Source organism: Rhizobium sp. 62_C5_N11_2 (assembly GCF_051811185.1).
Taxonomy (GTDB): domain Bacteria; phylum Pseudomonadota; class Alphaproteobacteria; order Rhizobiales; family Rhizobiaceae; genus Rhizobium; species Rhizobium leguminosarum.
The window spans coordinates 1,257,272-1,280,416 of the sequence record NZ_JBPWPW010000001.1 but is presented as its reverse complement, the minus strand read 5'-3'; the positions used below and the strand labels follow the sequence as shown (position 1 = coordinate 1,280,416).

General features: G+C 61.3%; 22 protein-coding genes. 13 read left to right on the top strand and 9 right to left on the bottom strand.

What is annotated here, in order from left to right; all coding sequences use genetic code 11:
• Window positions 1–5 precede the first annotated feature (5 nt).
• Window positions 6–455 carry a DNA polymerase III subunit chi gene (locus AB8B31_RS06515; protein ID WP_130728935.1) on the bottom strand — a complete coding sequence of 150 codons (450 nt, stop codon included), beginning with the start codon at window positions 453–455 and terminating at the stop codon, window positions 6–8.
• Window positions 455–1,945, bottom strand: a complete 1,491-nt coding sequence (locus AB8B31_RS06510) for a leucyl aminopeptidase (RefSeq protein ID WP_047621541.1) — start codon at window positions 1,943–1,945, stop codon at window positions 455–457. The genes AB8B31_RS06515 and AB8B31_RS06510 overlap by 1 nt, the downstream gene beginning before the upstream one ends.
• A gap of 144 nt (window positions 1,946–2,089) precedes the next feature.
• Between AB8B31_RS06510 and AB8B31_RS06505 the strand changes: the two genes are divergently transcribed.
• From AB8B31_RS06505 to rsmA, 7 genes are all read left to right on the top strand, one after another.
• The gene (locus AB8B31_RS06505; RefSeq protein WP_047621539.1) at window positions 2,090–2,863 is read left to right on the top strand and encodes a phosphatase PAP2 family protein; all 774 of its coding nucleotides are present in this window, start codon (window positions 2,090–2,092) and stop codon (window positions 2,861–2,863) included.
• A gap of 100 nt (window positions 2,864–2,963) precedes the next feature.
• A complete protein-coding gene (lptF, locus tag AB8B31_RS06500) occupies window positions 2,964–4,145 on the top strand; it encodes an LPS export ABC transporter permease LptF (protein ID WP_026188342.1) in 1,182 nt (393 codons plus the stop codon).
• Window positions 4,142–5,230, top strand: a complete 1,089-nt coding sequence (gene lptG, locus AB8B31_RS06495; RefSeq protein WP_018241455.1) for an LPS export ABC transporter permease LptG — start codon at window positions 4,142–4,144, stop codon at window positions 5,228–5,230. Before lptF ends, lptG begins: the two co-directional genes overlap by 4 nt.
• Window positions 5,230–7,572 (top strand): LPS-assembly protein LptD, encoded by a 2,343-nt coding sequence (locus AB8B31_RS06490; protein WP_047621537.1) that lies wholly within the window; start codon window positions 5,230–5,232, stop codon window positions 7,570–7,572. The genes lptG and AB8B31_RS06490 overlap by 1 nt, the downstream gene beginning before the upstream one ends.
• Before the next feature lie 184 nt (window positions 7,573–7,756).
• Window positions 7,757–8,701, top strand: coding sequence for a peptidylprolyl isomerase (locus AB8B31_RS06485; RefSeq protein ID WP_131702331.1), 945 nt, complete (start codon window positions 7,757–7,759; stop codon window positions 8,699–8,701).
• A 6-nt stretch (window positions 8,702–8,707) separates the two neighbouring features.
• Complete coding sequence (gene pdxA, locus AB8B31_RS06480) at window positions 8,708–9,736, top strand: 4-hydroxythreonine-4-phosphate dehydrogenase PdxA (RefSeq protein WP_130728933.1); 1,029 nt, start codon at window positions 8,708–8,710, stop codon at window positions 9,734–9,736.
• The gene (gene rsmA / locus AB8B31_RS06475) at window positions 9,736–10,563 is read left to right on the top strand and encodes a 16S rRNA (adenine(1518)-N(6)/adenine(1519)-N(6))-dimethyltransferase RsmA (RefSeq protein WP_131702330.1); all 828 of its coding nucleotides are present in this window, start codon (window positions 9,736–9,738) and stop codon (window positions 10,561–10,563) included. The genes pdxA and rsmA overlap by 1 nt, the downstream gene beginning before the upstream one ends.
• Before the next feature lie 43 nt (window positions 10,564–10,606).
• On the opposite strand, the gene gmk is transcribed toward rsmA, so the two are convergent.
• The 7 genes from gmk to fabD all read right to left on the bottom strand — a co-directional run bounded on the left by gmk (window position 10,607) and on the right by fabD (window position 17,169).
• Window positions 10,607–11,269 carry a guanylate kinase gene (gene gmk / locus AB8B31_RS06470; RefSeq protein WP_065277875.1) on the bottom strand — a complete coding sequence of 221 codons (663 nt, stop codon included), beginning with the start codon at window positions 11,267–11,269 and terminating at the stop codon, window positions 10,607–10,609.
• Window positions 11,270–11,272: 3 nt separating this feature from the next.
• Entirely contained in the window at window positions 11,273–12,160 is an 888-nt protein-coding gene (locus AB8B31_RS06465; RefSeq protein ID WP_018447417.1) for a YicC/YloC family endoribonuclease, read from the bottom strand.
• A gap of 18 nt (window positions 12,161–12,178) precedes the next feature.
• Window positions 12,179–13,396, bottom strand: coding sequence for an endolytic transglycosylase MltG (mltG, locus tag AB8B31_RS06460; RefSeq protein WP_026230833.1), 1,218 nt, complete (start codon window positions 13,394–13,396; stop codon window positions 12,179–12,181).
• Window positions 13,397–13,576: 180 nt separating this feature from the next.
• Window positions 13,577–14,839, bottom strand: a complete 1,263-nt coding sequence (fabF, locus tag AB8B31_RS06455) for a beta-ketoacyl-ACP synthase II (RefSeq protein ID WP_018447415.1) — start codon at window positions 14,837–14,839, stop codon at window positions 13,577–13,579.
• A gap of 93 nt (window positions 14,840–14,932) precedes the next feature.
• Window positions 14,933–15,169, bottom strand: coding sequence for an acyl carrier protein (locus tag AB8B31_RS06450; RefSeq protein ID WP_003547058.1), 237 nt, complete (start codon window positions 15,167–15,169; stop codon window positions 14,933–14,935).
• A gap of 287 nt (window positions 15,170–15,456) precedes the next feature.
• The gene (fabG, locus tag AB8B31_RS06445; RefSeq protein ID WP_131702329.1) at window positions 15,457–16,194 is read right to left on the bottom strand and encodes a 3-oxoacyl-[acyl-carrier-protein] reductase; all 738 of its coding nucleotides are present in this window, start codon (window positions 16,192–16,194) and stop codon (window positions 15,457–15,459) included.
• Between the two features lie 30 nt (window positions 16,195–16,224).
• On the bottom strand, window positions 16,225–17,169 hold the full coding sequence (gene fabD / locus AB8B31_RS06440; RefSeq protein WP_131702328.1) for an ACP S-malonyltransferase: 945 nt from the start codon (window positions 17,167–17,169) through the stop codon (window positions 16,225–16,227).
• Between the two features lie 202 nt (window positions 17,170–17,371).
• On the opposite strand from fabD, the gene AB8B31_RS06435 reads away from it, so the two are divergent.
• The 6 genes from AB8B31_RS06435 to AB8B31_RS06410 all read left to right on the top strand — a co-directional run bounded on the left by AB8B31_RS06435 (window position 17,372) and on the right by AB8B31_RS06410 (window position 23,134).
• Window positions 17,372–18,415 (top strand): aldo/keto reductase, encoded by a 1,044-nt coding sequence (locus AB8B31_RS06435; protein ID WP_131702327.1) that lies wholly within the window; start codon window positions 17,372–17,374, stop codon window positions 18,413–18,415.
• A 376-nt stretch (window positions 18,416–18,791) separates the two neighbouring features.
• Window positions 18,792–19,259, top strand: coding sequence for a 30S ribosomal protein S6 (gene rpsF, locus AB8B31_RS06430; protein ID WP_003547040.1), 468 nt, complete (start codon window positions 18,792–18,794; stop codon window positions 19,257–19,259).
• A 14-nt stretch (window positions 19,260–19,273) separates the two neighbouring features.
• Window positions 19,274–19,522 carry a 30S ribosomal protein S18 gene (gene rpsR, locus AB8B31_RS06425; protein WP_003547038.1) on the top strand — a complete coding sequence of 83 codons (249 nt, stop codon included), beginning with the start codon at window positions 19,274–19,276 and terminating at the stop codon, window positions 19,520–19,522.
• A gap of 156 nt (window positions 19,523–19,678) precedes the next feature.
• Entirely contained in the window at window positions 19,679–20,665 is a 987-nt protein-coding gene (locus tag AB8B31_RS06420) for a DUF2232 domain-containing protein (RefSeq protein ID WP_131702326.1), read from the top strand.
• Between the two features lie 22 nt (window positions 20,666–20,687).
• The gene (rplI, locus tag AB8B31_RS06415) at window positions 20,688–21,266 is read left to right on the top strand and encodes a 50S ribosomal protein L9 (RefSeq protein ID WP_018241441.1); all 579 of its coding nucleotides are present in this window, start codon (window positions 20,688–20,690) and stop codon (window positions 21,264–21,266) included.
• Window positions 21,267–21,637: 371 nt separating this feature from the next.
• A complete protein-coding gene (locus tag AB8B31_RS06410; protein WP_026188341.1) occupies window positions 21,638–23,134 on the top strand; it encodes a replicative DNA helicase in 1,497 nt (498 codons plus the stop codon).
• Window positions 23,135–23,145 lie beyond the last annotated feature (11 nt).

Genomic DNA, 23,145 nt, shown 5'->3' with positions numbered 1-23,145 from the left:
ACCGCTCAGGCCTTTTTCTCCCACCGCCCCTCTGACGTCTGCTGCCAATAGGTGAGGTTATGCCCCTCGCCCTTCAGCTTCTTCCATTGCGCACGGGCGGCTTCCAGCTGCACCTGGTCGTGACCGTCGAACATGAAGACGATTCGCTCATAGGCATCGGCCGGCGGCGGCTCGGCGCCGTCGACGATGAAACGCACGGTCGCCGCATTGGCATTGCCTGATGTCACCGTCAAAAGCACCGGCTGGCTTTCGGCAAAATCTGCCTCGTCGGTGCCGTGCGGCAGGAAGCTCTCCTCGCGGAAAGTCCAAAGATGCTGATCGAGAGCATCACGCCGCGCCGGCTCACGCGTCTGGACGGCAACGCGCCAGCCGCGCTCGACGCATTTGTCGATGAGCGGCGGAAGCGCGTCCTCCAGCCTGGTTTCGGTCAGATGATAGAAGAGAACGTCCGTCATCAGGATTCATAATGGGCGCGAACGAGCTCGTCGAGCAGGCGCACGCCGAAGCCGGAACCCCAGGACTGGTTGATCTCGTCCTGCGGCGAGCCCATCGCCGTGCCGGCAATATCGAGATGCGCCCAAGGCGTCTCCTGCACGAAGCGCTTGAGGAAATGCGCCGCCGTGATCGAGCCCGCCTGTCGCCCGCCGGTGTTTTTCATATCGGCGAACTTGCTGTCGATCAGCTTGTCGTAGTCCCTGCCGAGCGGCATGCGCCAAAGCTTCTCATTGCTCGAAAGGCCGGCTGCCGTCAGTTGGGCGGAAAGCTGGTCGTCATTGGAGAACAAGCCGGCATGCACATTGCCGAGCGCCACGACGATCGCCCCGGTCAGCGTGGCGAGATTGATCATGAACTGCGGCTTGAAGCGGTCGTTGCAGTACCAGAGCGCATCGCAGAGCACGAGGCGACCCTCGGCATCGGTGTTGATCACCTCGATCGTCTGGCCGGACATCGACGTGACGATGTCGCCTGGACGCTGGGCGTTACCGTCAGGCATGTTCTCGACCAGGCCGATGATGCCGACCGCGTTGACGGCAGCCTTGCGGGAGGCGAGCACATGCATGAGGCCGGTGACGGCTGCCGCACCGCCCATATCGCCCTTCATGTCCTCCATGCCGGCGGCCGGCTTGATCGAAATGCCGCCGGTATCGAAGACGACACCCTTGCCGATGAAGGCGACGGGACGATCCTTGCCCTTGCCGCCCTTCCACTGCATGACCGCCAGGCGCGGCGGGCGCACGGACCCCTGGGCGACGCCGAGAAGGGCGCCCATCCCAAGGCGGCGCATCTCCCGCTCCGTCAGGATTTCCACTTCGACGCCGAGCTTTTCCAGTTCCTTCGCCTTGGCGGCGAACTCGACGGGGCCGAGCACGTTCGGTGGTTCGTTGACGAGGTCACGGGCAAGATTGACGCCACCTGCGATCGCTTCGGAATCGGAAAACGCCTTCTTGGCACCACCCGGATCGGCGGTGACGATCGTCACCTTGACGGATTTCGCCGGTTTTTCCTCCTCGTCGCCCTTCTTCGTCTTGTAGGTATCGAAGCTATAGGCGCGTAGCAGCATACCGAGCGCGAAATCGGCGGCGGCCCGGGCGCTCGTCTCGAGCCCGGGCACGTCGATGAAGACAGCGGCCTTATCGGTATTCTTGATTCTCGATGCTGCGGCACCGCCGGCCTTCAGCCAGTCATGGGCGGTGAGTTCGGCGACCTTGCCAAGCCCGATAACAACGATGCGGTCGACGGACGCGCCTTCGGGGGCGACAATATCGAGCGCGCCCATGGATTTCGCGGAGAATCGGGCGATCCTGGCAGCCTTGGCGATCACGCCTGCCGGGTCGACTGTTTCGGCACCGGCAGCGCTGTCGGCCTCCGCAGTCTTCAACAGGATCGCCAGGCCGCCACTGAGCTTTGCCGACTTCGAGAATGAAATTTCCATCTTTACTGACATGTCTTCTCCGCTGGGATTCTTTGAAATCCGTCCCTGGCGGATAATTTCGCGTTTAGCGGGTCTGTCAATGGCTTGCGACAATTGTTATGGTCGCCCGCGGCCATCACGGCCCTCATGTTTTCGTCAGTTTCGTAGATATTCGCGTTGACAGTTTTTTCGAAAAATCGATGGCGGGACCTCGCAATCCGCCTGCCGAAAACGACTTTCGGTGCATTCATGCTGCTGTTTTGGACGTGGTGGGCGCTGCTTGCCGTCTTCCGGGCTTTCCCCGAAATAGACATCTATTTTTCCCAGCTTTTTTTCGTAGGCGCAGATTGCGACGCGGCTGCCGCCGCCGGGAGCATCTGCGGCGGCTTTCCCTATCGCGACGTCGCGGCCTTCGACCTGCTGCGCACCCTCTTCTTCCGCTTGCCCTATGTGGTGGCGATCGTGATGCTGTGGAAACTCGTCGAATGCTACCAGCAGCATGGCGCAACCTTTAACACCGAGCGGGCGCAGAAGCTCAAAGTCGCGCTCGGAACGCTGCTGATCGGGCCGGTGCTGCTCGTCAATGTCATCCTGAAGGAGCATTGGGGCCGGCCGCGACCGATACAGACGGACATTTTCGGCGGTGCGCTGCATTTCACCGAGGCAGGTTCGCTTGCCGGGAAATGCGTTTCGAACTGTTCGTTCATATCAGGCGAGGCAGCAAGCGCCGGCTGGCTCTTCTGCCTTCTGCTCTTCGTTCCGAAGCCCCTGCGTTATACGCTGGCGGCGCCTGTGGCGGCGATCTCGATCCTCACCCCGGCGATGCGGCTATCCTTCGGCGCGCACTATCTTTCCGACGTCGTTCTTGGATGGCTTTCGTCGCTTGTCGTCTTCGCCGCGTTGCTGGCGTTAACTGAGTCGCAACAGCATCAAAAAAATTCTGAAATTTGAATGAATTTTTGACACCAGCTTGTCGCAAAAGCGCGACAAAGAGCGTAGAGGGATTCTCCTGCAAAGCCGTTTGGGCGTGCAGGTGCTTTCAAGGGCAGGCATGAAACTACTCGAGACATACATATTGCGGCGCGTCGGCCAGATGTTTCTCGTGGCGCTCCTGCCCGTTCTGGCGATCATTTGGACGACTCAGGTTCTGCAGCGCATCAATCTGGTCACCGACAGCGGCCAGTCGATCGGCTCGTTCGCCAAGCTCGCAACGATGATCCTGCCGTCGATCATTCCCGTCGTACTGCCCTTCGCCCTCGTCATCGCGATCACCCAGACGCTGACGACGATGAACAACGATTCCGAGTTGACCGTCATCGACGCGGCCGGGGCGCGGCGCAGCGTGTTGATCCGCCCGATCCTGCTGCTTGCCGCCGTCATCAGCGTCTTTTCCTTCTTCGTCGACAACGTCGTCGAGCCGCGCGCAAAAACCGTCGTGCGCCAGATGATCGCCGAGACCTATGCTGATCTCCTCTCTTCGGTGATCGAGGAAAAGACCTTCCGCAAGCTTGATGAAGGCCTCTATGTGCAGATCTCGCAGCGGATGGCCGGCCGCATGCTGAAGGGCCTTTTCGTCGCCGACGAGCGCGATCCAGCCTACGAACTGATCTATTATGCGAAGGAAGGCGCCGTCGACGATACGGGCACGACCCTGATCATGCATGAAGGCGAAGTGCACCGCAAAACACCCGATGGCAACGTCTCGGTCATCAATTTCGATTCCTATTCCTTCGACCTCTCGGACATGACGGAGAGTCGCGGTCAGGCGACGTTGCGCGCCAGCGACCGTGACCTGTGGTTCCTGTTCAATCCAGATCCGGCCGACAAGGACTATACGATCCGGCCGCAAAGCTACCGCGCCGAACTGCACCGCCGGCTGACGGACTGGATCCTGCCCGTCGTCTTTGCACTGTTTTCACTGGCGATCGCCGGCGATGCGCGCTCGCACCGCGAAGCGCGGCTGCATCCGATGGTGAGCGCTCTCGCCTATGCCTTCGCGATGCGATGGGCGGCCTTCTACGCGGCCAATCAGATCGACACCGACCCTGAATATATCGCCGTCCTCTATGCCATACCGATCGTCAGCAGCATCGTCTCGATCGTCTTCCTCGGCCTGCACAAACGACTGGTCATGCCTTCGTTCATTCGGGACCGGATTTCGTCTTTCTGGAGACAGATGCAGGAAAGGCTGCTTGCCGCGACCGGCAGGACCGGCGGGGGCACCGCCCAATGATGTTCGGGACATTGTCGCGTTATTTCTTTCGCCGCTACCTAGTAACGACGGGCTGGTTCCTGATCGGCGTCTCGGCGATTTCTTTCCTCCTCGATTTCAGCGAGACGGCAGGCCGCATGTCCGGTCTGCCCGGCTACACGATCAGCGGCGGCGTCCTGATGACCGCCGTGCGCCTGCCGCTCATCCTGCAGCAGACGGTACCGTTCATCGCGCTGTTCGTCGGAATGACGGTGCTGATCGGCCTCAACCGCAAATATGAGCTCGTCGTGACGCGCGCAGCCGGAATTTCAGTCTGGCAGTTCATGTTCCCCTTCATCGCCGGCTCGCTGGCGCTCGGCCTGTTGACGATGGCGGCGCTCAACCCGCTTGCGGCCTGGGGACAGCGCCAGGCACTGCTGGTCGAATCCGACTGGCGCGGCGAGAACGCGGTTCTGCGCAAAGCCCCGCAGATTCCGTGGCTGCGCCAGATCAGTGGCCGGGACGATGTCATCATCGGCGCCCAGACGGTCCAGGATAACGGAACCAAGCTGATCGACGCCGTGCTGATCCATTTTGATTCAAGGGGTCAGGTCATTCTGAGACAGGACGCGGCCACGGCAAAATTGGAAGATGGTTACTGGCAACTTAACAATGTTGTCGAGCGCCAGCCTGGCGAAATCCCGGTGCGTAAAGCTTCGGTTCAACTTCGCACCAATCTGAAACAGGACTTCGTCCAGGAGCGGCTGACAGCGCCGGAAACAATTGGTTTCTTTGACCTTTCCAACCGGATTGCGGCGGCCAAATCCTTCGGCATCTCAACCAAGGCGTTGGAGACGCAATTCAACTCCCTGTTGTCCCAGCCATTGCTGCTGGTGGCCATGACTCTCATTGCTGCAACAGTGTCTCTAAAATTTAGCCGGTTCAACCAATCCCGCTCCGTGATTCTGGGTGGCATCCTTTCGGGCTTCATGCTTTATGTCATCACCGTGCTTGTAAAGGCATTCGGAAGCAGTGGAGTCGTGCCTCCCTTCGTGGCGACGTGGATACCGGTGGTCGTCGCGCTGGCCTTGGGTGCGACTATTCTGCTTCATCAGGAGGACGGCTAGTGGCGGTAGGCGACCGCAAGTATTTTAGTAAACAGCTGGTTGCCCTGCTCGTCGGCGCGACTCTATGTTCCTATTTCGGCAGTGTCCCGGTCTCATACGGCCAGGTCAGCGCGCCTGAACAAACGATCGAGAAGAAGATTCCTGCAGAGGCCAAGCTTCTGCTTTCGGCCAATGAACTCGTCTATAACCGTGACGCCGATCTGGTGTCGGCGGTCGGCGGCGTGCAGATCAATTATGCCGGCTACAAGATGGTCGCGCAGAAGGTCGAGTACAATCAGAAGACCGGCCGGATGATGGCGATCGGCAATATCGAGCTGGTCAGCCCCGACGGCAACCGCATCTATGCCGACAACCTTGACGTGACCGACAATTTCGCTGACGGGTTCATGAACTCGCTGCGCATCGAAACTGCCGACAATACCCGTATCGTCGCCGAAACCGGCGAGCGCGTTGGCGGCACGCAGATGATTCTCAACAAGGGCGTCTACACGGCCTGCCTTCCTTGCGCCGAAGATCCGAAGCGCGCACCCTTCTGGCAGGTCAAGGCCAAGCGTGTGATCCAGAACGGCGTGACCCACACGATCCGCCTGGAGAGAGCCCGCTTTGAGCTGCTCGGCTATCCGATCGCCTTCGTCCCGGTCATGGAAGTTCCCGACAATACGGTGAAGCGCAAGTCGGGCTTTCTCTTCCCGACGATGAGCCTGTCGCAGAATCTTGGCTTCGGACTTTCCGTTCCTTATTATTATGTGATCTCGCCGAGCATGGACGCGACGGTCACCGCCACCGGCTACACCGCCCAGGGCTTCCTCGTCGAAGGCGAATTCCGCCAGCGCTTCGAAAATGGCACGCATATCCTGCGCGTCGCCGGTATAGACCAGGCAAAGCCGGACAATTTCAGCTCCGGCACCAGCGATGCCGAAGCCGGCCAGCGTGGCATGGTGGCATCGAAGGCCGAATTCCGCATCAATCCGCGCTGGACGTTCGGCTGGGACGTCATGATGCAGAGCGACAACAACTTCTCGCGCACCTACAAGCTGCGCGGCCTGACCAGCACCGATCGTACCAACCAGATCTACCTGACGGGACTTGGGAAACGCAATTATTTCGACATGCGGGCGTTCTATTTCGACGTCCAGGATGCCGACCGGAAGAACACTGCGGAAAAACAGCAGGCGATCGTCTATCCGTCGCTCGACTATCACTATGTGGCGCCGCAGCCGCTGGCAGGCGGCGAGCTTTCGGCTGATGTCAACCTGACGAATATTTCGCGCACCCATGACGACTTCTATACCGTCGACGGCTTCGACCGCTTCCGCGGCCTGAAGGGTCAGACCTCGCGGCTGACTGCCGAGCTGCAGTGGAAGCGCACCTACGTCACGCCGACCGGCCTGGTGATCACGCCGCTGCTGGCCGCGCGCGGCGACGCCTTCGCGCTGAACATGGACGATCCCACAGGTTACGCCGGCAACTACGACGACGGCAATGCCGCCACCCGCTCGATGGTCACGGCCGGGCTGGAGATGCGTTATCCGATCCTGATGACGACTGACAATAGCACTCATGTCCTCGAGCCGATCGCACAGATCTATGCCCGGCCCGACGAGCAGCTCGCAGGCCGCCTGCCGAACGAGGATGCGCAGAGCTTCGTCTTCGACGCTACCTCACTGTTCGACCGCGACAAATTCTCGGGCTACGACCGCGTCGAAGGCGGTACCCGCGCCAATGTCGGCATCCAGTACACCGGTAGCTTCGACAGCGGCTACAAGCTGCACGGCATTTTCGGCCAATCGTACCAGATCGCCGGTCAGAACTCGTTTGCGACCGATGACCTCGTCAATGTCGGCGCCGATTCCGGCCTTGAAACCACTCGCTCCGACTATGTCGGCCTCGGTGGCATCGAGACACCGTACGGCGTTTCCGTGACCGCCTCCTACCGCCTCGACGAGAAGGATTTCGATTTCCGCCGCGGCGACCTGACGACGGCCTACCAGAACGACACCTTCTCTTCGCAGGTGACCTTCACCCATCTCAGCGCCCAGCCGGCATATGGCTTCGACGAGGACAATGACGAGATCCAGACCAGCAGCAAAATCAAGTTCAAGGATTACTGGTCGATTTTCGGCGGCATCGCCTGGGATCTGAACAATGATGTGATTAGCCGCCGGACGCTTGGCCTGTCCTATGAGGACGAATGCACGATCTTCACGATCGCCTATACCGACAGCAGGGATTCCGACGACGAGTCGGCAAGCGACTGGACGATCGGCGCGCGGCTGACCTTCCGCACGCTCGGCGACATCAAGGTCGGCTATTCTGGAGACAGCTCGGATGGCCTCAACTGACGGACGGCCGGCGGAAACATGGCCTGAAGCCATTCTTTCGCCGTAAGCCTGTGCAGGACATTGCCGCCAGTCGGTATCTGAGGCATAGGGGTTTCGCGCCGTGATGGAAGCGATTTCCGCGTGTCTCGCACTGTGGTAAGAACGCCGCGAACAACGTCTCGCGGCGCTATCGGGAGGTCATCAGATGATTGACGCGAAAAAGGCCATAACCAAGTTCCTCGCCGGGGCAGCGCTTGCATTGCTGACAGGCCTTGCCGGTCCAGCGCTTGCGGGAAGTGAAGTCAAGGCCGTGGTGAACGGCACCGCCATCACCAGCGGCGATGTCGCCAAGCGCCAGGCCTTCCTGCGCCTGCAGCATACGAAGGCCGATGCCAAGGCTGCTGAGGAGCAATTGATCGACGAGGCGCTCAAGCGGCAGGAGGTCGCCCGCGTTCATATGTCGGTTTCGCAGCAGGACGTCGATGCGTCTTTCGCGCGCTTTTCGAGCGGCAACAAGCTTTCCCCCGAGCAGATGTCGCAGATCCTCGATCGCGCCGGTGTCGGCGTCGACCATTTCAAGGGTTTCATCGCCGTGCAGATGAGCTGGCCGCGTGTGGTCAACGCCCGCTACGGCTCGACGTCGCGGCTGTCGAACTATGATCTCGTCTCGCGCATGATGCAGAACAACAAGCAGAAGCCGGTGACGACGGAATATATGCTGCAGCAGATCATCTTCGTCATTCCGCAAGCCAAGCGCGGGGCCATCACCGGCAAGCGCAAGGGCGAGGCCGAGGCGTCGCGCTCGAAATTTCCGGGTTGCGACCAGGCAAAGGTGTTTGCCGCGACGATGCGTGACGTTTCCGTGCGCGATCTCGGCCGCATGCTCGCCCCCGAGATCCCGCCGGATTGGAAGCCGTTGGTGGAGCAGGCCAAGGGCAACACAACAGGGACCCGCGTCACCGACAAGGGCGTCGAATACCTGGCAATCTGCAGCCAGCGGCAGGTCTCCGACGACCAGGCCGCCGAAATGGTCTTCCGCCAGGAAGATCTCGACAAGTCCAAGGGCGGCAAGGACGCCAGCCCGGAAAACGAAAACAGCAAGAAATACCTGGATGAACTGCGCAAAAAGGCGCAGATCGCCTATCGCTGACCGACAATGGCGATACCGTTTTCGCGACCGCTTGCGCTGACCCAGGGCGACCCCGCCGGCATCGGGCCGGACATTACTCTGATGGCCTGGCTCCGGCGGCGTGAACTCGGGCTGCCGCCTTTCTTCCTGATCGGCGATCCTGATGTCTTGGCGCTGAGAGCCCGCCAGCTCAATCTGGCGGTTTCGATCCGCGAGACCGATAAAGCCAGCGAGGCCGCCGGCATGTTTGCCGACGCGCTGCCCGTCATGACCATACCGGCCGGTATCGAGGTGGTGGCCGGCGAGCCGCATGCGGCAACGGCGAAAGGCACGATCGCGGCGATCGAGAAAGCCGTGTCGCTTGTCATCACCGGCGAGGCGCTCGCGGTCGTCACCAATCCCATCTCTAAAGCCGTGCTCTACGAGGCGGGTTTCCGATTTCCCGGCCATACCGAATTTCTCGCCGATCTCGCCGCCCGGGCGACCGGCCGGCCGGTGACACCGGTGATGATGTTATCTGGACCGAAGCTCCGGGCGATTCCCGTCACCATCCACATTCCAGTCCGGGACGTGCCGCAGGCGCTGACAGGCGAACTGATCGTGGAGACCTGCCGGATCGCCCATGAAGACCTGAGGCAGCGTTTCGGCATCGAGGCGCCCCGGCTCGCCGTTGCCGGCCTCAACCCGCATGCGGGCGAAGGCGGGGCGATCGGCAAGGAGGACGAGGATATCATCCGACCGGCGATCGAGCGCCTGCGCGACGAGGGCATCGATGCGATCGGCCCCCTGCCCGCCGATACGATGTTCCATGACGAGGCGCGGGCGCGATACGACGTCGCCGTCTGCATGTATCACGACCAGGCACTGATCCCAGCCAAGGCACTTGGTTTCGACGACAGCGTCAACGTGACGCTCGGGCTTCCCTTCGTGCGCACCTCGCCGGATCACGGCACCGCCTTCGGCATCGCCGGCAAGGGACTGGCGCGCGAGCAGAGCCTTGTTGCGGCGCTGAAGCTTGCCGCCCAGCTCGGCCGCAGCGCGGAAAGCCGCCGCTGATGGCAGCACTCGATGGCCTGCCGCCGCTTCGCGACGTGATCCAGCGTCACGGCCTCGACGCGCGCAAGGCGCTCGGGCAGAATTTCCTGCTCGATCTCAACCTCACCCAGAAGATCGCCCGCACGGCGGGGTCGCTCGACGATGCGACCGTTTTCGAAGTCGGCCCCGGCCCCGGCGGGCTGACGCGCGCGATCCTGGCGCTCGGCGCCAGGAAGGTTATCGCCATCGAGCGGGATACACGCTGCCTGCCGGCGCTCGCCGAGATCGCTGATCATTATCCCGGCCGGCTGGAGGTGATCGAAGGCGATGCGCTGAAGACGGATTTCGAGACATTGGCGCCGGAAGGCCCGATCAAGATCATTGCCAACCTCCCCTACAACGTCGGCACGCAGTTGCTGGTCAACTGGCTGCTGCCGAAAGCCTGGCCACCGTTCTGGCAGTCGCTGACGCTGATGTTTCAGAAAGAAGTCGGCGAGCGCATCGTCGCCAACGAAGACGACGACCATTACGGCCGTCTCGGCGTGCTCTGCGGCTGGCGAACAGAGGCACGCATGGCCTTCGACGTGCCGCCGCAAGCCTTCACGCCGCCGCCGAAGGTGACTTCGACGGTCGTGCAGCTGACCCCTCGCGAAAACCCGATCCCCTGCGTTGTCGCCAATCTGGAAAAAGTGACGCAGGCCGCTTTCGGCCAACGTCGCAAGATGCTGCGCCAAAGCCTGAAATCGCTCGGCGGCGAGAGCCTGCTTGTCAAGGCCGGGATCGATCCGGCGCGGCGGGCGGAAACCCTATCTGTCGAGGAATTCTGCCTTCTGGCAAACAGCCTATAGGGCAATTCCAGGAACGTGCGAAGCGGTTTTCCCAGGAGCTGCTCTAAAGCGACGGCGTCTCTTCCAGCAATGCACGGACGAAGTCGAACATGCCATGGCGGCGGTCGCGGCGCAGGCGTTCGGCCTTGACGATCGACTGGACGGCGTCGAGGGCGGCGTTGAGATCGTCGTTTATGATGACGTAGTCGTATTCGCGCCAGTGGGCGATCTCGGCGCGGCTATTGGCGAGGCGCGTCTGGATGACCTCCTCGGAATCCTCGGCACGGCGATGCAGCCGCGACTGGAGTTCCGTCATGGTCGGAGGCAGCACGAAGATCGAGACCACGTCGGCCGACATCTTCTCCTGCAATTGCTGGGCGCCCTGCCAATCGATGTCAAAGAGCATGTCACGGCCTTCGGCCATGGCCTGCTCGACCGGCTCGCGCGGTGTGCCGTAGAAATTGCCATGCACCTCGGCCCATTCGAGCAGCGCGTCGCTATCGCGCAGCCGCTCGAACTCGCGCACACTCTTGAAGTGGTAATGCACATCCTCGACTTCGCTCGGGCGGCGATGACGTGTGGTGACGCTGACGGAAAGACCGATTTGCCTGTCGGTCTCCAGAAGCGTGCGCGCGATGGTGGACTTGCCGGCGCCCGACGGCGACGAGATGACAAGCATCAGACCGCGGCGGGCGATCTGCACGGGCGAGGATTTCGCCGGGTTCATGTCTTACTCCAAATTCTGGACCTGCTCGCGGAACTGGTCGATCACGACTTTCAACTCGATGCCGGCAGCGGTGACCGCCGAGGCGTTCGACTTCGAGCAGATGGTATTCGATTCGCGGTTAAATTCCTGTGCAAGGAAGTCCAGCCGGCGCCCGGCAGGCCCACCTTTCACCAGGAGATCGCGCGCTGCGGCGACATGAGCCTTGAGACGATCGATTTCCTCGCGCAGATCCGCTTTGGTCGCCAGCAGTGCGGCTTCGGCATGCAGCCTGTCGCGGTCGAGTGCGGCCATGCCATCCATCAACAAGGCGACCTGCGCGACCAGCCGCGCGGCGATCTCCTGCGGCGAGCGAGACGGATCGAGCTCGATCGTTCGTGTCAGGCCTTCGATCGTCGTGACATGGTCGAGGAGGATACGCGTCAGCGCCGAACCTTCCTGTTCGCGCATTGCTCTCAGATCGGAAAGCGCGGCCAGCAAGCCGGCAGCGATCTCGGCGTCACGGGCGGCAAGCGCCTCCTCACCATCTTCACTTTCGCGGAATTCCACGATGCCGCGCACCAGGAGCAGCGTATCGAGCTTCAGCGGCGCCGGGTCGATGACACCGTCCAATTGCTCGCGCATAGCCAGCACCGCAGCGAGCGCCTCCCTGTTCAGCACCGCCTCGAAACGGTTCTCGTCGGCGGTGACGGATAGCGATGCCTGCAGGTTGCCGCGGCTGAAGCTTTCGCCGGCGAGACGGCGGACGTCTGCCTCCATGCGCTCGAGGCCAGGCGGCAGGCGCAGGCGCAGGTCGAAGCCCTTGCCGTTGACCGAGCGCAATTCCCATGCCCAGCGCCAGCGGCCGCTCGTTCCCTCGCGCCGCGCAAAACCGGTCATGGACTGCAAAGCCATGCGTGCCTCCCGAAAGTATCAGTTGATCTTCTTTTTCTTCGGCGGCACGACGGTGGCGCCATTATCCGCCGGCTGCTCTTCCGGCTGGCCGTCGACTGCGATGTTCGGGTCCGAGCCCTTGTCGGCTTCGAGCTTGCGCCAGCGCTTGACGTTGGCATTGTGCTCCTCGAGCGTCGCAGCGAAAACGTGGCCACCGGTGCCGTCGGCGACGAAATAAAGGTCCTGCGTCTTCCAGGGATTGGCGACGGCTTCCAGCGCATCCTTGCCGGGATTGGCGATCGGCGTCGGCGGCAGACCCTTGATGACATAGGTGTTGTAAGGCGTGTCCCGCTTGAGGTCCGACTGGTAGATCGGCCGGTCGGCGGGTTTGCCCTCGCCGCCGAAGAGACCGTAGATGATCGTCGGATCGGACTGCAGGCGCATGCCCTTGCCGAGCCTGTTCAGGAAAACGGAGGCGACGTGGGCACGCTCGTCGGGAACGCCGGTTTCCTTTTCGACGATCGAGGCGAGTGTCACGAATTCCACTTTGGATCGCAGCGGCAACGAGGAGTCGCGCTTGTCCCAGATCTGATCGACGAGCTTCTGCTGCGCAGCCGCCATCTGGTCGATGATCTCCGCGCGCTTGGTGCCGCGCGAGAATTTGTAGGTATCCGGACGCAGGCTGCCCTCGGTCGGCAGTGCGGCCGGCAAGTCACCTTCGAGCACGGTGTCCTGCAGCATGCGGTCAAACATCTGGCGGACCGTCAAGCCCTCAGGGAAGGAAACGGAATAGAGGATGGACTTGCCCGATTTCAGAAGCTCCATGATATCGCTCATGGAGGCCTTCGCCTTGATCTCGTATTCACCCGCCTTCAGGCTCTCACCGGCAGAAAGATGCGTTGCCGTGAGATAGCGGAAAATGCGGGCATCGCTGATAATTGCGTTGCGCTCGAGGTTCGAGGCGATTTCGGCCAGACCAGCGCCGTTGCGGACGATGAAATTGGTGTTGGTCTGCAGCGGACCGGGGTTCCGATAGGTCGATGTGGCATAGTAGAAGCCGATGACGGCGACGACGCAGACCAGAACCGCCAGCGTCATGATGAAGTTCAGGAAAAGAACGACCTGGCCGCGGGCTTTCCTGGACCGCCGCGGCGGCTCCGGGACACGCTCAGGACGCAGGGCTTCGTTCGGCGACTTCGGGATGATCGGTCCCTTCTGCGCCTGGCTATCGTTGCTCTGGTTCGTCGTATCGCTCACCGGCAATCCTCTAAAACTTGACCCTCACTTCGCTATTTCGCGAAGCAATGCGGCAAAAGCAGGTTCTGCCGCCGTTCAAAGACGCCGTTGCCGGTCGTTATGCTTTCGCACGCCCTCCTACGCAACGTAGAGGACGGCCGGTTGCGGTGTAAGGGAGACCCGCTCCACCGCACAGGACTTTTATTGCGCGTAACGGCGCAGCACGAGCGACGCGTTCGTGCCGCCGAACCCGAACGAGTTGGACAGCGCCACATTGATTTCCCGCTCACGAGCCTTGTGCGGAACAAGATCGATCGCCGTCTCACGTTCGGGGTTGTCGAGATTGAGCGTCGGCGGCGCGATATTGTCGCGGATGGCGAGCGTGGTGAAGATCGCCTCGATGGCGCCGGCTGCACCGAGAAGGTGTCCAGTCGCCGACTTGGTCGAAGACATGGAGATCTTCGACGCCGCGTTTCCGACCAACCGCTCGACAGCGCCGAGTTCGATCGTATCGGCCATGGTCGAGGTACCGTGGGCGTTGATGTAATCGATATCTGCCGGCGTCAGCCCGGCGCGCTTCAGCGCCATCGCCATGCAGCGGCCGGCACCCTCGCCGTCTTCGGACGGCGCAGTGATGTGATAGGCATCGCCTGACAGGCCGTAGCCGACGATTTCGGCGTAGATCCTGGCGCCGCGCGCCTTGGCGTGTTCCAGTTCCTCGAGCACGACGATGCCGGCGCCTTCGCCCATGACGAAGCCATCGCGGTCGCGATCATAGGGGCGCGAAGCCTTCTGCGGGTCGTCGTTGTGCTGGGTCGACAGCGCCTTGCAAGCGGCAAAGCCTGCAAGCGAAATGCGGCTGACGGGGGATTCCGTGCCGCCGGCGACCATGACGTCGGCGTCACCCAGCGCGATCAGCCGCGCGGCATCGCCGATCGCATGCGCACCCGTCGAGCAGGCGGTGACGACCGAATGATTGGGTCCGCGCAGCTTGTGGCGGATCGAGACCTGGCCGGAGACGAGGTTGATCAGGCGGCCGGGAATGAAGAAGGGCGAGATACGGCGCGGGCCCTTGTCGCGCAGGGTGTAACCCGCCTCGACAATGCCTTCGATACCACCGATGCCAGAGCCGATCAGCACGCCGGTGGCGATCTGGTCCTCATCGGTTTCAGGATGCCAGCCGGCATCGGCAAGCGCCATATCGGCGGCGGCCATGCCGTAGATGATGAAGGGGTCGACCTTGCGTTGCTCCTTCGGCTCCATCCACTGGTCGACATTGAAGGTGCCGTCGGTGCCGTCACCGATAGGAATACGGCAGGCGATCTTGGCGGGAAGGTCATCGACCTCGAATTCGGTGACGAGGCGGGCGCCGTTCTGACCGGCAAGCAGCCGCGACCACGTCACCTCGGTTCCGCATCCCAAGGGTGATACCATGCCGGTACCGGTGATGACGACACGTCTCATCGCGTGCTTTCCCCCGCCTCTTATGTTCTATGGAGAAGTATGCCGAAAAGAAAAGGGCGGACTCCAGGCCCGCCCTTTCTCAAATTCACAGGATCAGGCCTGGGCCTTCTCAATAAACTTCACTGCATCGCCGACCGTCAGGATCGAGTCGGCAGCGTCGTCAGGAATTTCAACGCCGAATTCTTCTTCGAAAGCCATGACAAGTTCGACCGTGTCGAGCGAGTCAGCGCCCAGATCGTCGATAAAGCTGGCGCTCTCGACGACCTTGTCGGCATCAACGCCAAGATGATCAATAACAATTTTCTTTACGCGTTCTGCGATATCGCTCATGTCGGTTTCCTCGACCTTATGTCCTGATCGGAATGCCATCGCGGCACCCCTACCCTGTTTCAGCCTGCGATGTTTTCAGACATCCTCGGCAAACTCGTTTACCCGGCTTCAGAGATGTCCCAGGCTTGCAAAAAAGCCCGCCGGTCCGTCTGCTTTCTCGGGACGACTGTTGACAGTCATGGCCCGCTTAACATGCTTTATGTCTGCCGCAAAGCCAGAAAATCAACGGTTCGTGATTGCTCAACATGCTATTGGCGGAAATATTCCCATGCCAACAGTTTGTCGTTTCAGATCATCGCCATGCCGCCGTTTACGTGCAGCGTCTGACCCGTCATGTAAGCAGCCTCGGAGGACGCAAGGTAAGCAACCGCCGAAGCGACCTCGCCGCCCGTGCCCATGCGCTTCATCGGGATCGCCCCCATGATCGCTTCCTTCTGCTTGTCGTTCAGCTTGCCGGTCATGGCGCTCTCGATGAAGCCCGGTGCCACGCAATTGACCGTCACGTTGCGGGTGGCAATTTCCTGCGCCAAGGACTTGGTGAAGCCGATCATGCCGGCCTTGGAGGCGCAGTAATTGGCCTGCCCTGGATTGCCGGTGACGCCGACGACGGAGGTGATGTTGATGATGCGGCCATAGCGGCGACGCATCATCGGATGCGTCAATTCGCGCGTCAGGCGGAACGTCGATGTCAGGTTCACTTCGAGGACGGCGTCCCAATCCTCGTCGCTCATGCGTACAAAGAGCCCGTCGCGGGTGATGCCGGCATTGTTGACGAGAATGTCGACGCCTTCGAGGTCGGCTTCGGCCTTCTGGCCGAGCGCCTTGACCTCATCGCGGTCGGACAGATTGGCCGGGAAGATCTTGACGCGCTCGCCGAGATCGGCGGCCAGCGCTGCCAGTTTCTCGACGCGGGTGCCGTGCAGGCCGACGATAGCGCCCTGCTTATGAAGAAGGCGGGCGATTTCCTCGCCGATACCGCCGGATGCGCCGGTGACGAGAGCCTTGCGGCCGGAAAGATCGAACATGGAAACGTTCCTTATATCTGGAGATACCAATCAGGCCATGAGGGCGGCGACGGCCGCGTCGATATCCGCCGGACCGTTGACGGAGATGCCGTTGATCGTCTTGTCGATGCGGCGGGCAAGGCCGGTCAGCACCTTGCCGGAACCGAGTTCATAAAGCGTCGTGACGCCATTTCCGGCGAACCATTCCACCGTCTCGCGCCAGCGGACCTGGCCGGTCACCTGCTCGACGAGGAGGCTGGCGATCTCGTCGGCGCCTGTCACGGGCGCAGCACGGACATTGGCGATGACAGGCACGACCGGATCGGATTTGGCGACCGTTGCCAGCGCTTCGCGCATGGCGTTGGCGGCCGGCGCCATCAGTGTCGAATGGAACGGAGCGGAGACCGGCAGCAGGATGGCGCGCTTGGCGCCCTTGTCGGTCGCAAGGCCGGCCGCCTTTTCGACGGCTGCCTTCTCGCCCGAGATGACGATCTGGCCGCCGCCATTGTCGTTGGCGATCTGGCAGGCGCCGGCAGCGGCCGCTGCCTCGCAAACGGCAACGACGTCGGCATGTTCGAGGCCGATGATCGCGGCCATAGCGCCGACGCCGACTGGGACGGCCGCCTGCATGGCATTGCCGCGGATGCGCAACAGCCGCGCGGTGTCGGCGAGCGAAAAGGTGCCGGCGGCGCAAAGTGCCGAATATTCGCCGAGCGAATGACCGGCGACGTAGGCGATCTTCGACTTCAGATCCAGCCCTTTGGATTCGAGAACGCGGACGACGGCGATTGAGACGGCCATCAGCGCCGGCTGGGCATTCGCCGTCAACGTCAACGTATCCTCGGGACCGTTGAACATGACGTCCGAAAGCTTTTCACCAAGCGCCTGATCGACCTCTTCGAAAACGGCGCGAGCTTCCGCGAAATTCTCGGCGAGATCCTTGCCCATGCCGACGGCCTGACTGCCCTGACCGGGAAAAGTGAAAGCGATGGTCATTTTCATGTCCCTGATTACGCCCCTTAAGGCTGTTTTGCCTCCAATTGACATTCTTTCCGGCAGAGTCAAGTGGCGCCTCATTCTCCGCAAAGCCTTTCGCACCGGCGCAAAAGCCCGGTTTTTGCTCTTGCGCTCCGCCAAATCCAGCCTAGATTTGCGCGGACCTCCCCAAGGCTTTCACCTCTCTCCCAAGGTTTTTTTCATGAAGTACAATTCACTAGGCCGCACTGAGATTTCCGTTTCAGAGATTTGCCTTGGCACCATGACCTGGGGTTCGCAGAACAGCGAAGCCGATGCTCATGCGCAGATGGACTACGCCGTCGAAAAGGGCGTCAATTTCTTCGACACGGCCGAGCTTTATCCGACCACCCCGGTTTCGGCGGCGACACAGGGCTGGACCGAAGACTATATCGGCAGTTGGCTCAAGAAGACCGGCAAGCGCGGCGATATCGTGCTCGCCACCAAGGTCGCAGGCCGCGGCCGCGACTATATACGCGGCGGCGAAGGTGCCGATGCAAAGAATATCCGCCTGGCGCTCGAGGCCAGTCTGGCGCGGCTGAAGACCGATTATATCGACCTCTACCAGATCCACTGGCCGAACCGCGGCCATTTCCATTTCCGCCAGAACTGGAGCTACAATCCCTTCAACCAGGATCGCGACGAGGCCGTCGCCAATATGCTCGACATCCTGGAAACGCTCGGTGCGCTGGTGAAGGAAGGCAAGATCCGCGCGATCGGTCTTTCCAACGAGACCACCTGGGGCATACAGAAATATCTGACGCTCTCCGAACAGAAGAACCTGCCGCGCGTTGCGAGCGTCCAGAACGAATATAATCTGCTCTACCGCCATTTCGATCTCGATCTCGCCGAGCTCTCGCATCACGAGGATGTAGGGCTGCTCGCTTATTCGCCGCTCGCCGGCGGCATCCTCTCCGGAAAATATGTCGATGGTGTCAGGCCGAAGGGTTCGCGCGGTTCGATCAACCCCGATATCGGAGGCCGCCTGCAGCCCCTGCAAGAGCCGGCGACCAAAGCCTATCTGCAGATCGCGGCCAGATATGGTCTCGATCCGGCAGCGATGGCGCTTGCCTTCTGCCGATCAAGGCCGTTCATGGCGTCGGTCATCATCGGCGCAACCTCGATGGAGCAGTTGAAAGTCGATATCAGTGCGGCCGACCTAACGCTTTCGGACGAGGTGCTCACGGAGATCGCCAAGGTGCACCGGCAGTATCCGCTGACGCTTTGATCATCTTCCTTTAACGCCTGCCCGACGCCGAACAGGATGGGGAGCATGATGTCGCCCGAAAACCGCTCACAGTTTTCGTCATCACGCTCTACTCACCGGTCTGCGTCGGGTTCGATTGTCCGATTGCGCTTGCCTTTCCGCGAAAAATCCGTATAAGCCGCGCTGTTCGTTAACCCGGTCTTCTGGCTGGTGGCTGAACGGAGGGCCGGTTTCCTCTCGGAAATCGTTCGGAACGGAAGCGTTCCAGCCTCCCGTGTCTCCGCTCTCGACCGTCTCGGAAACGCTTTCTTGCCTGGGTCCGCCCAATCAGGAGCAGTCGTTGAGGCTTAGCCGCCGAATATCGGGTTGAACCAAACGCAAGAAAGGCAAAGCTGTCATGGCTCTTTATGAACATGTATTCCTTGCCCGGCAGGATATTTCCGCTCAGCAGGTCGATGCCCTCGTAGAACAGTACAAGGGTGTGATCGAAGCGAATGGCGGTAAGGTCGGGCGTATCGAGAACTGGGGCCTCAAGTCCCTCACCTACCGCATCAAGAAGAACCGCAAGGCGCACTACGCCCTGATGGACATTGATGCCCCGGCTGCTGCCGTCCAGGAAATGGAACGTCAGATGCGCATCAGCGAAGACGTTCTTCGCTACATGACGATCGCCGTCGAGAAGCATGAAGAAGGTCCGTCTGCCATGATGCAGAAGCGCGACCGTGACGACCGTCCGCGGGAAGGCGGCCGTGGCCCGCGTGAAGGCGGCTTCGGTGATCGCGACCGCGGCCCGCGCCCGCCGCGTGAAGGTGGCTTCGGCGACCGTGACGACCGTCCGCGCCGTCCGCGCGAAGACCGTGTATAAGGGAGATCTGAGATATGTCTGAAACTTCCTCCGCTCCGGTCCGCCGCCCGTTCCATCGCCGCCGCAAGACCTGCCCGTTCTCCGGCGCCAATGCGCCGCGGATCGACTACAAGGACGTACGCCTGCTGCAGCGCTACATTTCCGAGCGCGGCAAGATCGTTCCGTCCCGCATCACGGCCGTTTCCCAGAAGAAGCAGCGCGAACTCGCCCAGGCGATCAAGCGCGCCCGTTTCCTCGGCCTGCTGCCCTACGTCGTCGCCTGATCGGTCGACGCCAATACCTTTGAGGGAAGGCATTCGTGCCTTCCCTTCTCCCTTCCGCGATGGGCGCGGATCGGAATTCTTAAAACCCATGTTGAGACGTTTCTGAATTTGATTCAGCAACATCCTCTAACTGCTTGATGAAGCAGGACAGCGACCTTGAAACGACCGAACATTAGAACGCTGCTGATCGGCGCACTCGCCGGATTGACCGCCGCCCTGCTGGTGCTGGGCGCGAGCATGCAGCCGTCGTTTTTCAGCGCGCTTCTCTACACGGCCTCGGCGCTGCCGATCCTGATCGTCGGGCTCGGATGGGGCAATGCCGCCGCGGTCTCGGCCATCGTCACCGCTGCGGCCCTCGGGGCGATCTTGATCTCGCCCTCCTTCGCGCTGATCATGACGCTGGTGACGCTTCTGCCGGCCGGTTGGCTCAGCCATCTCGCCAATCTGGCGCGTCCGGCCGCCGAACTCGGCGGCCCCGACCATCTGCTTGCCTGGTATCCGCTCTCCGATATCCTGCTGCATCTCTGCGGTCTGGTGACGCTCGCCGTCATCGTCATCGGTGTGATCATCGGCTACGGGCCTGAGATTACCGATCCGATCGTCGATCTGCTGATCACCTCGCTCAAGCAGCAGCAGCCGGAATTCATGCCCGATCCGGCGGCGACTGCGCAGACCAAGTCGCTGATCCTGCTGATGCTGCCGGCTTTGCAGGGCGGCATGTGGGTCAGCATGTTATTTGCCGCCTATTACTTCGCCGTGCGCATCGTCTCAGCGTCCGGCCGCGGCCTTCGCCCGCGCGAGGATATTCCCTCGTCGCTGCGCATGAACCGCAACTCGATCTTCATCTTCCTGGCCGGGCTTGCCGCCTGCTTTTTCGGCGGCATTCCGGCGCTGGTCGGTGCGACCGTGATCGGCACCTTCGGCGCCGGCTTCATGCTTTCCGGTTTCGCCTCGCTGCATTTCCGCACGCGCGGCAAGGACTGGCGCATACCGGCTCTCATCCTCTGCTATCTGGCCTCGATGCTCATGCTGCTGCCAGCTCTCCTCATCCTCGTTCTCGGTCTCAGCGATACGCGCAAGGCGATCGCGCTGACCCCGACGAAAGATGCTGATGCCCCCAAACAATCCGATACGAAAATCTGAGACACAAGAAAGGAAAAAGAAAATGGAAGTCATCCTTCTCGAACGCATCTCCAAGCTCGGCCAGATGGGCGAAACCGTAAAGGTTCGCGACGGCTTTGCCCGTAACTACCTGCTGCCGCTCGGCAAGGCGCTGCGCGCCAACGCCGCCAACAAGACCCGCTTCGAAGCCGAGCGTGCGACGCTCGAAGCCCGCAACCTCGAGCGCAAGTCGGAAGCCCAGAAGGTCGCCGACGTTCTCGACGGCAAGTCCTTCATCGTCGTGCGTTCCGCCGGCGAAACCGGCCAGCTCTACGGTTCGGTTGCTGCCCGTGACGTCGTCGAGATTCTCGCCGCCGAAGGCTTCAACATCGGCCGCAACCAGGTTCACCTCAACACGCCGATCAAGTCGATCGGCCTGCACAAGGTCGAACTGCAGCTGCATGCCGAAGTCGAAATCCACGTCGAGCTGAACGTTGCCCGTTCGGCCGAAGAGGCAGAGCGCCAGTCCAAGGGCGAAGAACTCACCTCGGTCGACGCGATCTACGGCGTCGACGAAGACGCGCTGCGTCCGGAAGACTTCTTCGATCCGGAAGCCGACGGCGTCGACGAAGACGAAGCATAATTTCGTCGGAGCGATCCGCCACAGGGAAGCCCGGCCACCGCGCCGGGCTTTTTCGTTTCCATCCCTTCCATAGGCGTAGTGGACTGGGTCGCTTTTTAAGGGGATTGTCCGGATGTTTTTGCTGCGTGCCTTATGGCATCGCGCTAAAGTAGCGTTCTCCGAAACGGATGGGCTGAGTCGGCGCCATACCGTGTCGTGCGGGTGACACTGCCAGTATTTCTCCTTTGTGTCGCCCAAGACTGTGGAGAAGTCGAACAACGTGCACAGCGTTCAGGATTTAGGCGAAGCGAGCCCCCGCTCCTTTCGTAGCCTCTTGATTTTCGCGTCCGGAATTGCAAATCCGGAGCTGGAAAAAGACAGAACGGATGATGATGAACGACGCCGCTCGAAAGATTACAGCTGTTGCCCCGTCGGAGCAGCATTATCGCGAAGCACCCAACAATATCGAAGCCGAGCAGGCGCTTCTGGGTGCGATCCTGATGAACAACGACGCCTATTACCGGGTGTCGGACTTCCTGAAGCCGATCCATCTCTATGAACCGCTGCACCGGAAGATCTTCGAGGTTGCCGGCGATATCATCCGCATGGGTAAGATCGCCAACCCGGTGACGATCAAGACCTTCCTGAAAGCCGACGAGAAGGTCGGCGACATGACGGTTTCGCAATATCTGGCGAGTCTCGTCAGCAATGCCGTCACCGTCATCAATGCCGAGGATTACGGCCGGGCGATCTACGACCTGGCGCTGCGCCGGGCGCTGATCACCATCGGCGAAGATGTCGTCAACATCGCCTATGACGCGCCGCTCGACATGCCGCCGCAGTCTCAGATCGAGGATACGGAACGCCGCCTCTTCGAATTGGCGGAGAACGGCCGCTACGACGGCGGCTTCCAGGCCTTCAACGATGCGGTTGCGCTAGCCATCGACATGGCGGCTGTCGCCAAGGAACGTGACGGCGGGCTTTCCGGCATTTCCACCGGCATCCATTCGCTGGATTCCAAGATGGGCGGCCTGCAGCGTTCGGACTTGATCGTGCTGGCCGGACGCCCCGGCATGGGCAAGACCTCGCTTGCCACGAACATCGCCTACAATATCGCCGCCGCCTACGAAGGCGAAGTCCAGTCGGACGGCAGCATGAAGGCGAAGAACGGTGGCGTCGTGGGCTTCTATTCGCTCGAAATGTCGTCGGAACAGCTCGCCACCCGTATCATCTCCGAGCAGACGGAAGTCTCCTCCTCGAAGATCCGCCGCGGCGACATCAACGATGCCGATTTTGAAAAGCTCGTCGCCTGCTCGATGATGATGCAGAAGGTGCCGCTCTATATCGACCAGACCGGCGGCATCTCGATCGCCCAGCTTTCGGCGCGCGCCCGCCGCCTCAAGCGCCAGCGCGGCCTCGACGTGCTTGTGGTCGACTACATTCAGCTGATGACCGGTTCGGGCAAATCCAGCGACAACCGCGTGCAGGAAATCACCCAGATCACCACCGGCCTCAAGGCGCTCGGCAAGGAGCTCAACGTTCCGATCATCGCGCTGTCGCAGCTCTCGCGTCAGGTCGAAAGCCGCGACGACAAGCGGCCGCAGCTGTCCGACCTTCGCGAATCCGGCTCGATCGAGCAGGATGCCGACGTTGTGCTCTTCGTGTTCCGCGAGGAATATTACGTCAAGAATTCGGAGCCGCGCGACATCCACGATCCGAAATATCCGGAATGGGAAGCGCTGTTCGACAAGGTGAAGGGCACGGCCGACGTCATCATCGCCAAGCAGCGCCACGGGCCGACGGGCACGGTGAAACTCGCCTTCCAGTCAGAATTCACGCGCTTTGCCGATCTCGCCGATCCTTCCTTCACACAGTACGAGGAACATTGACGCGGTTTTCC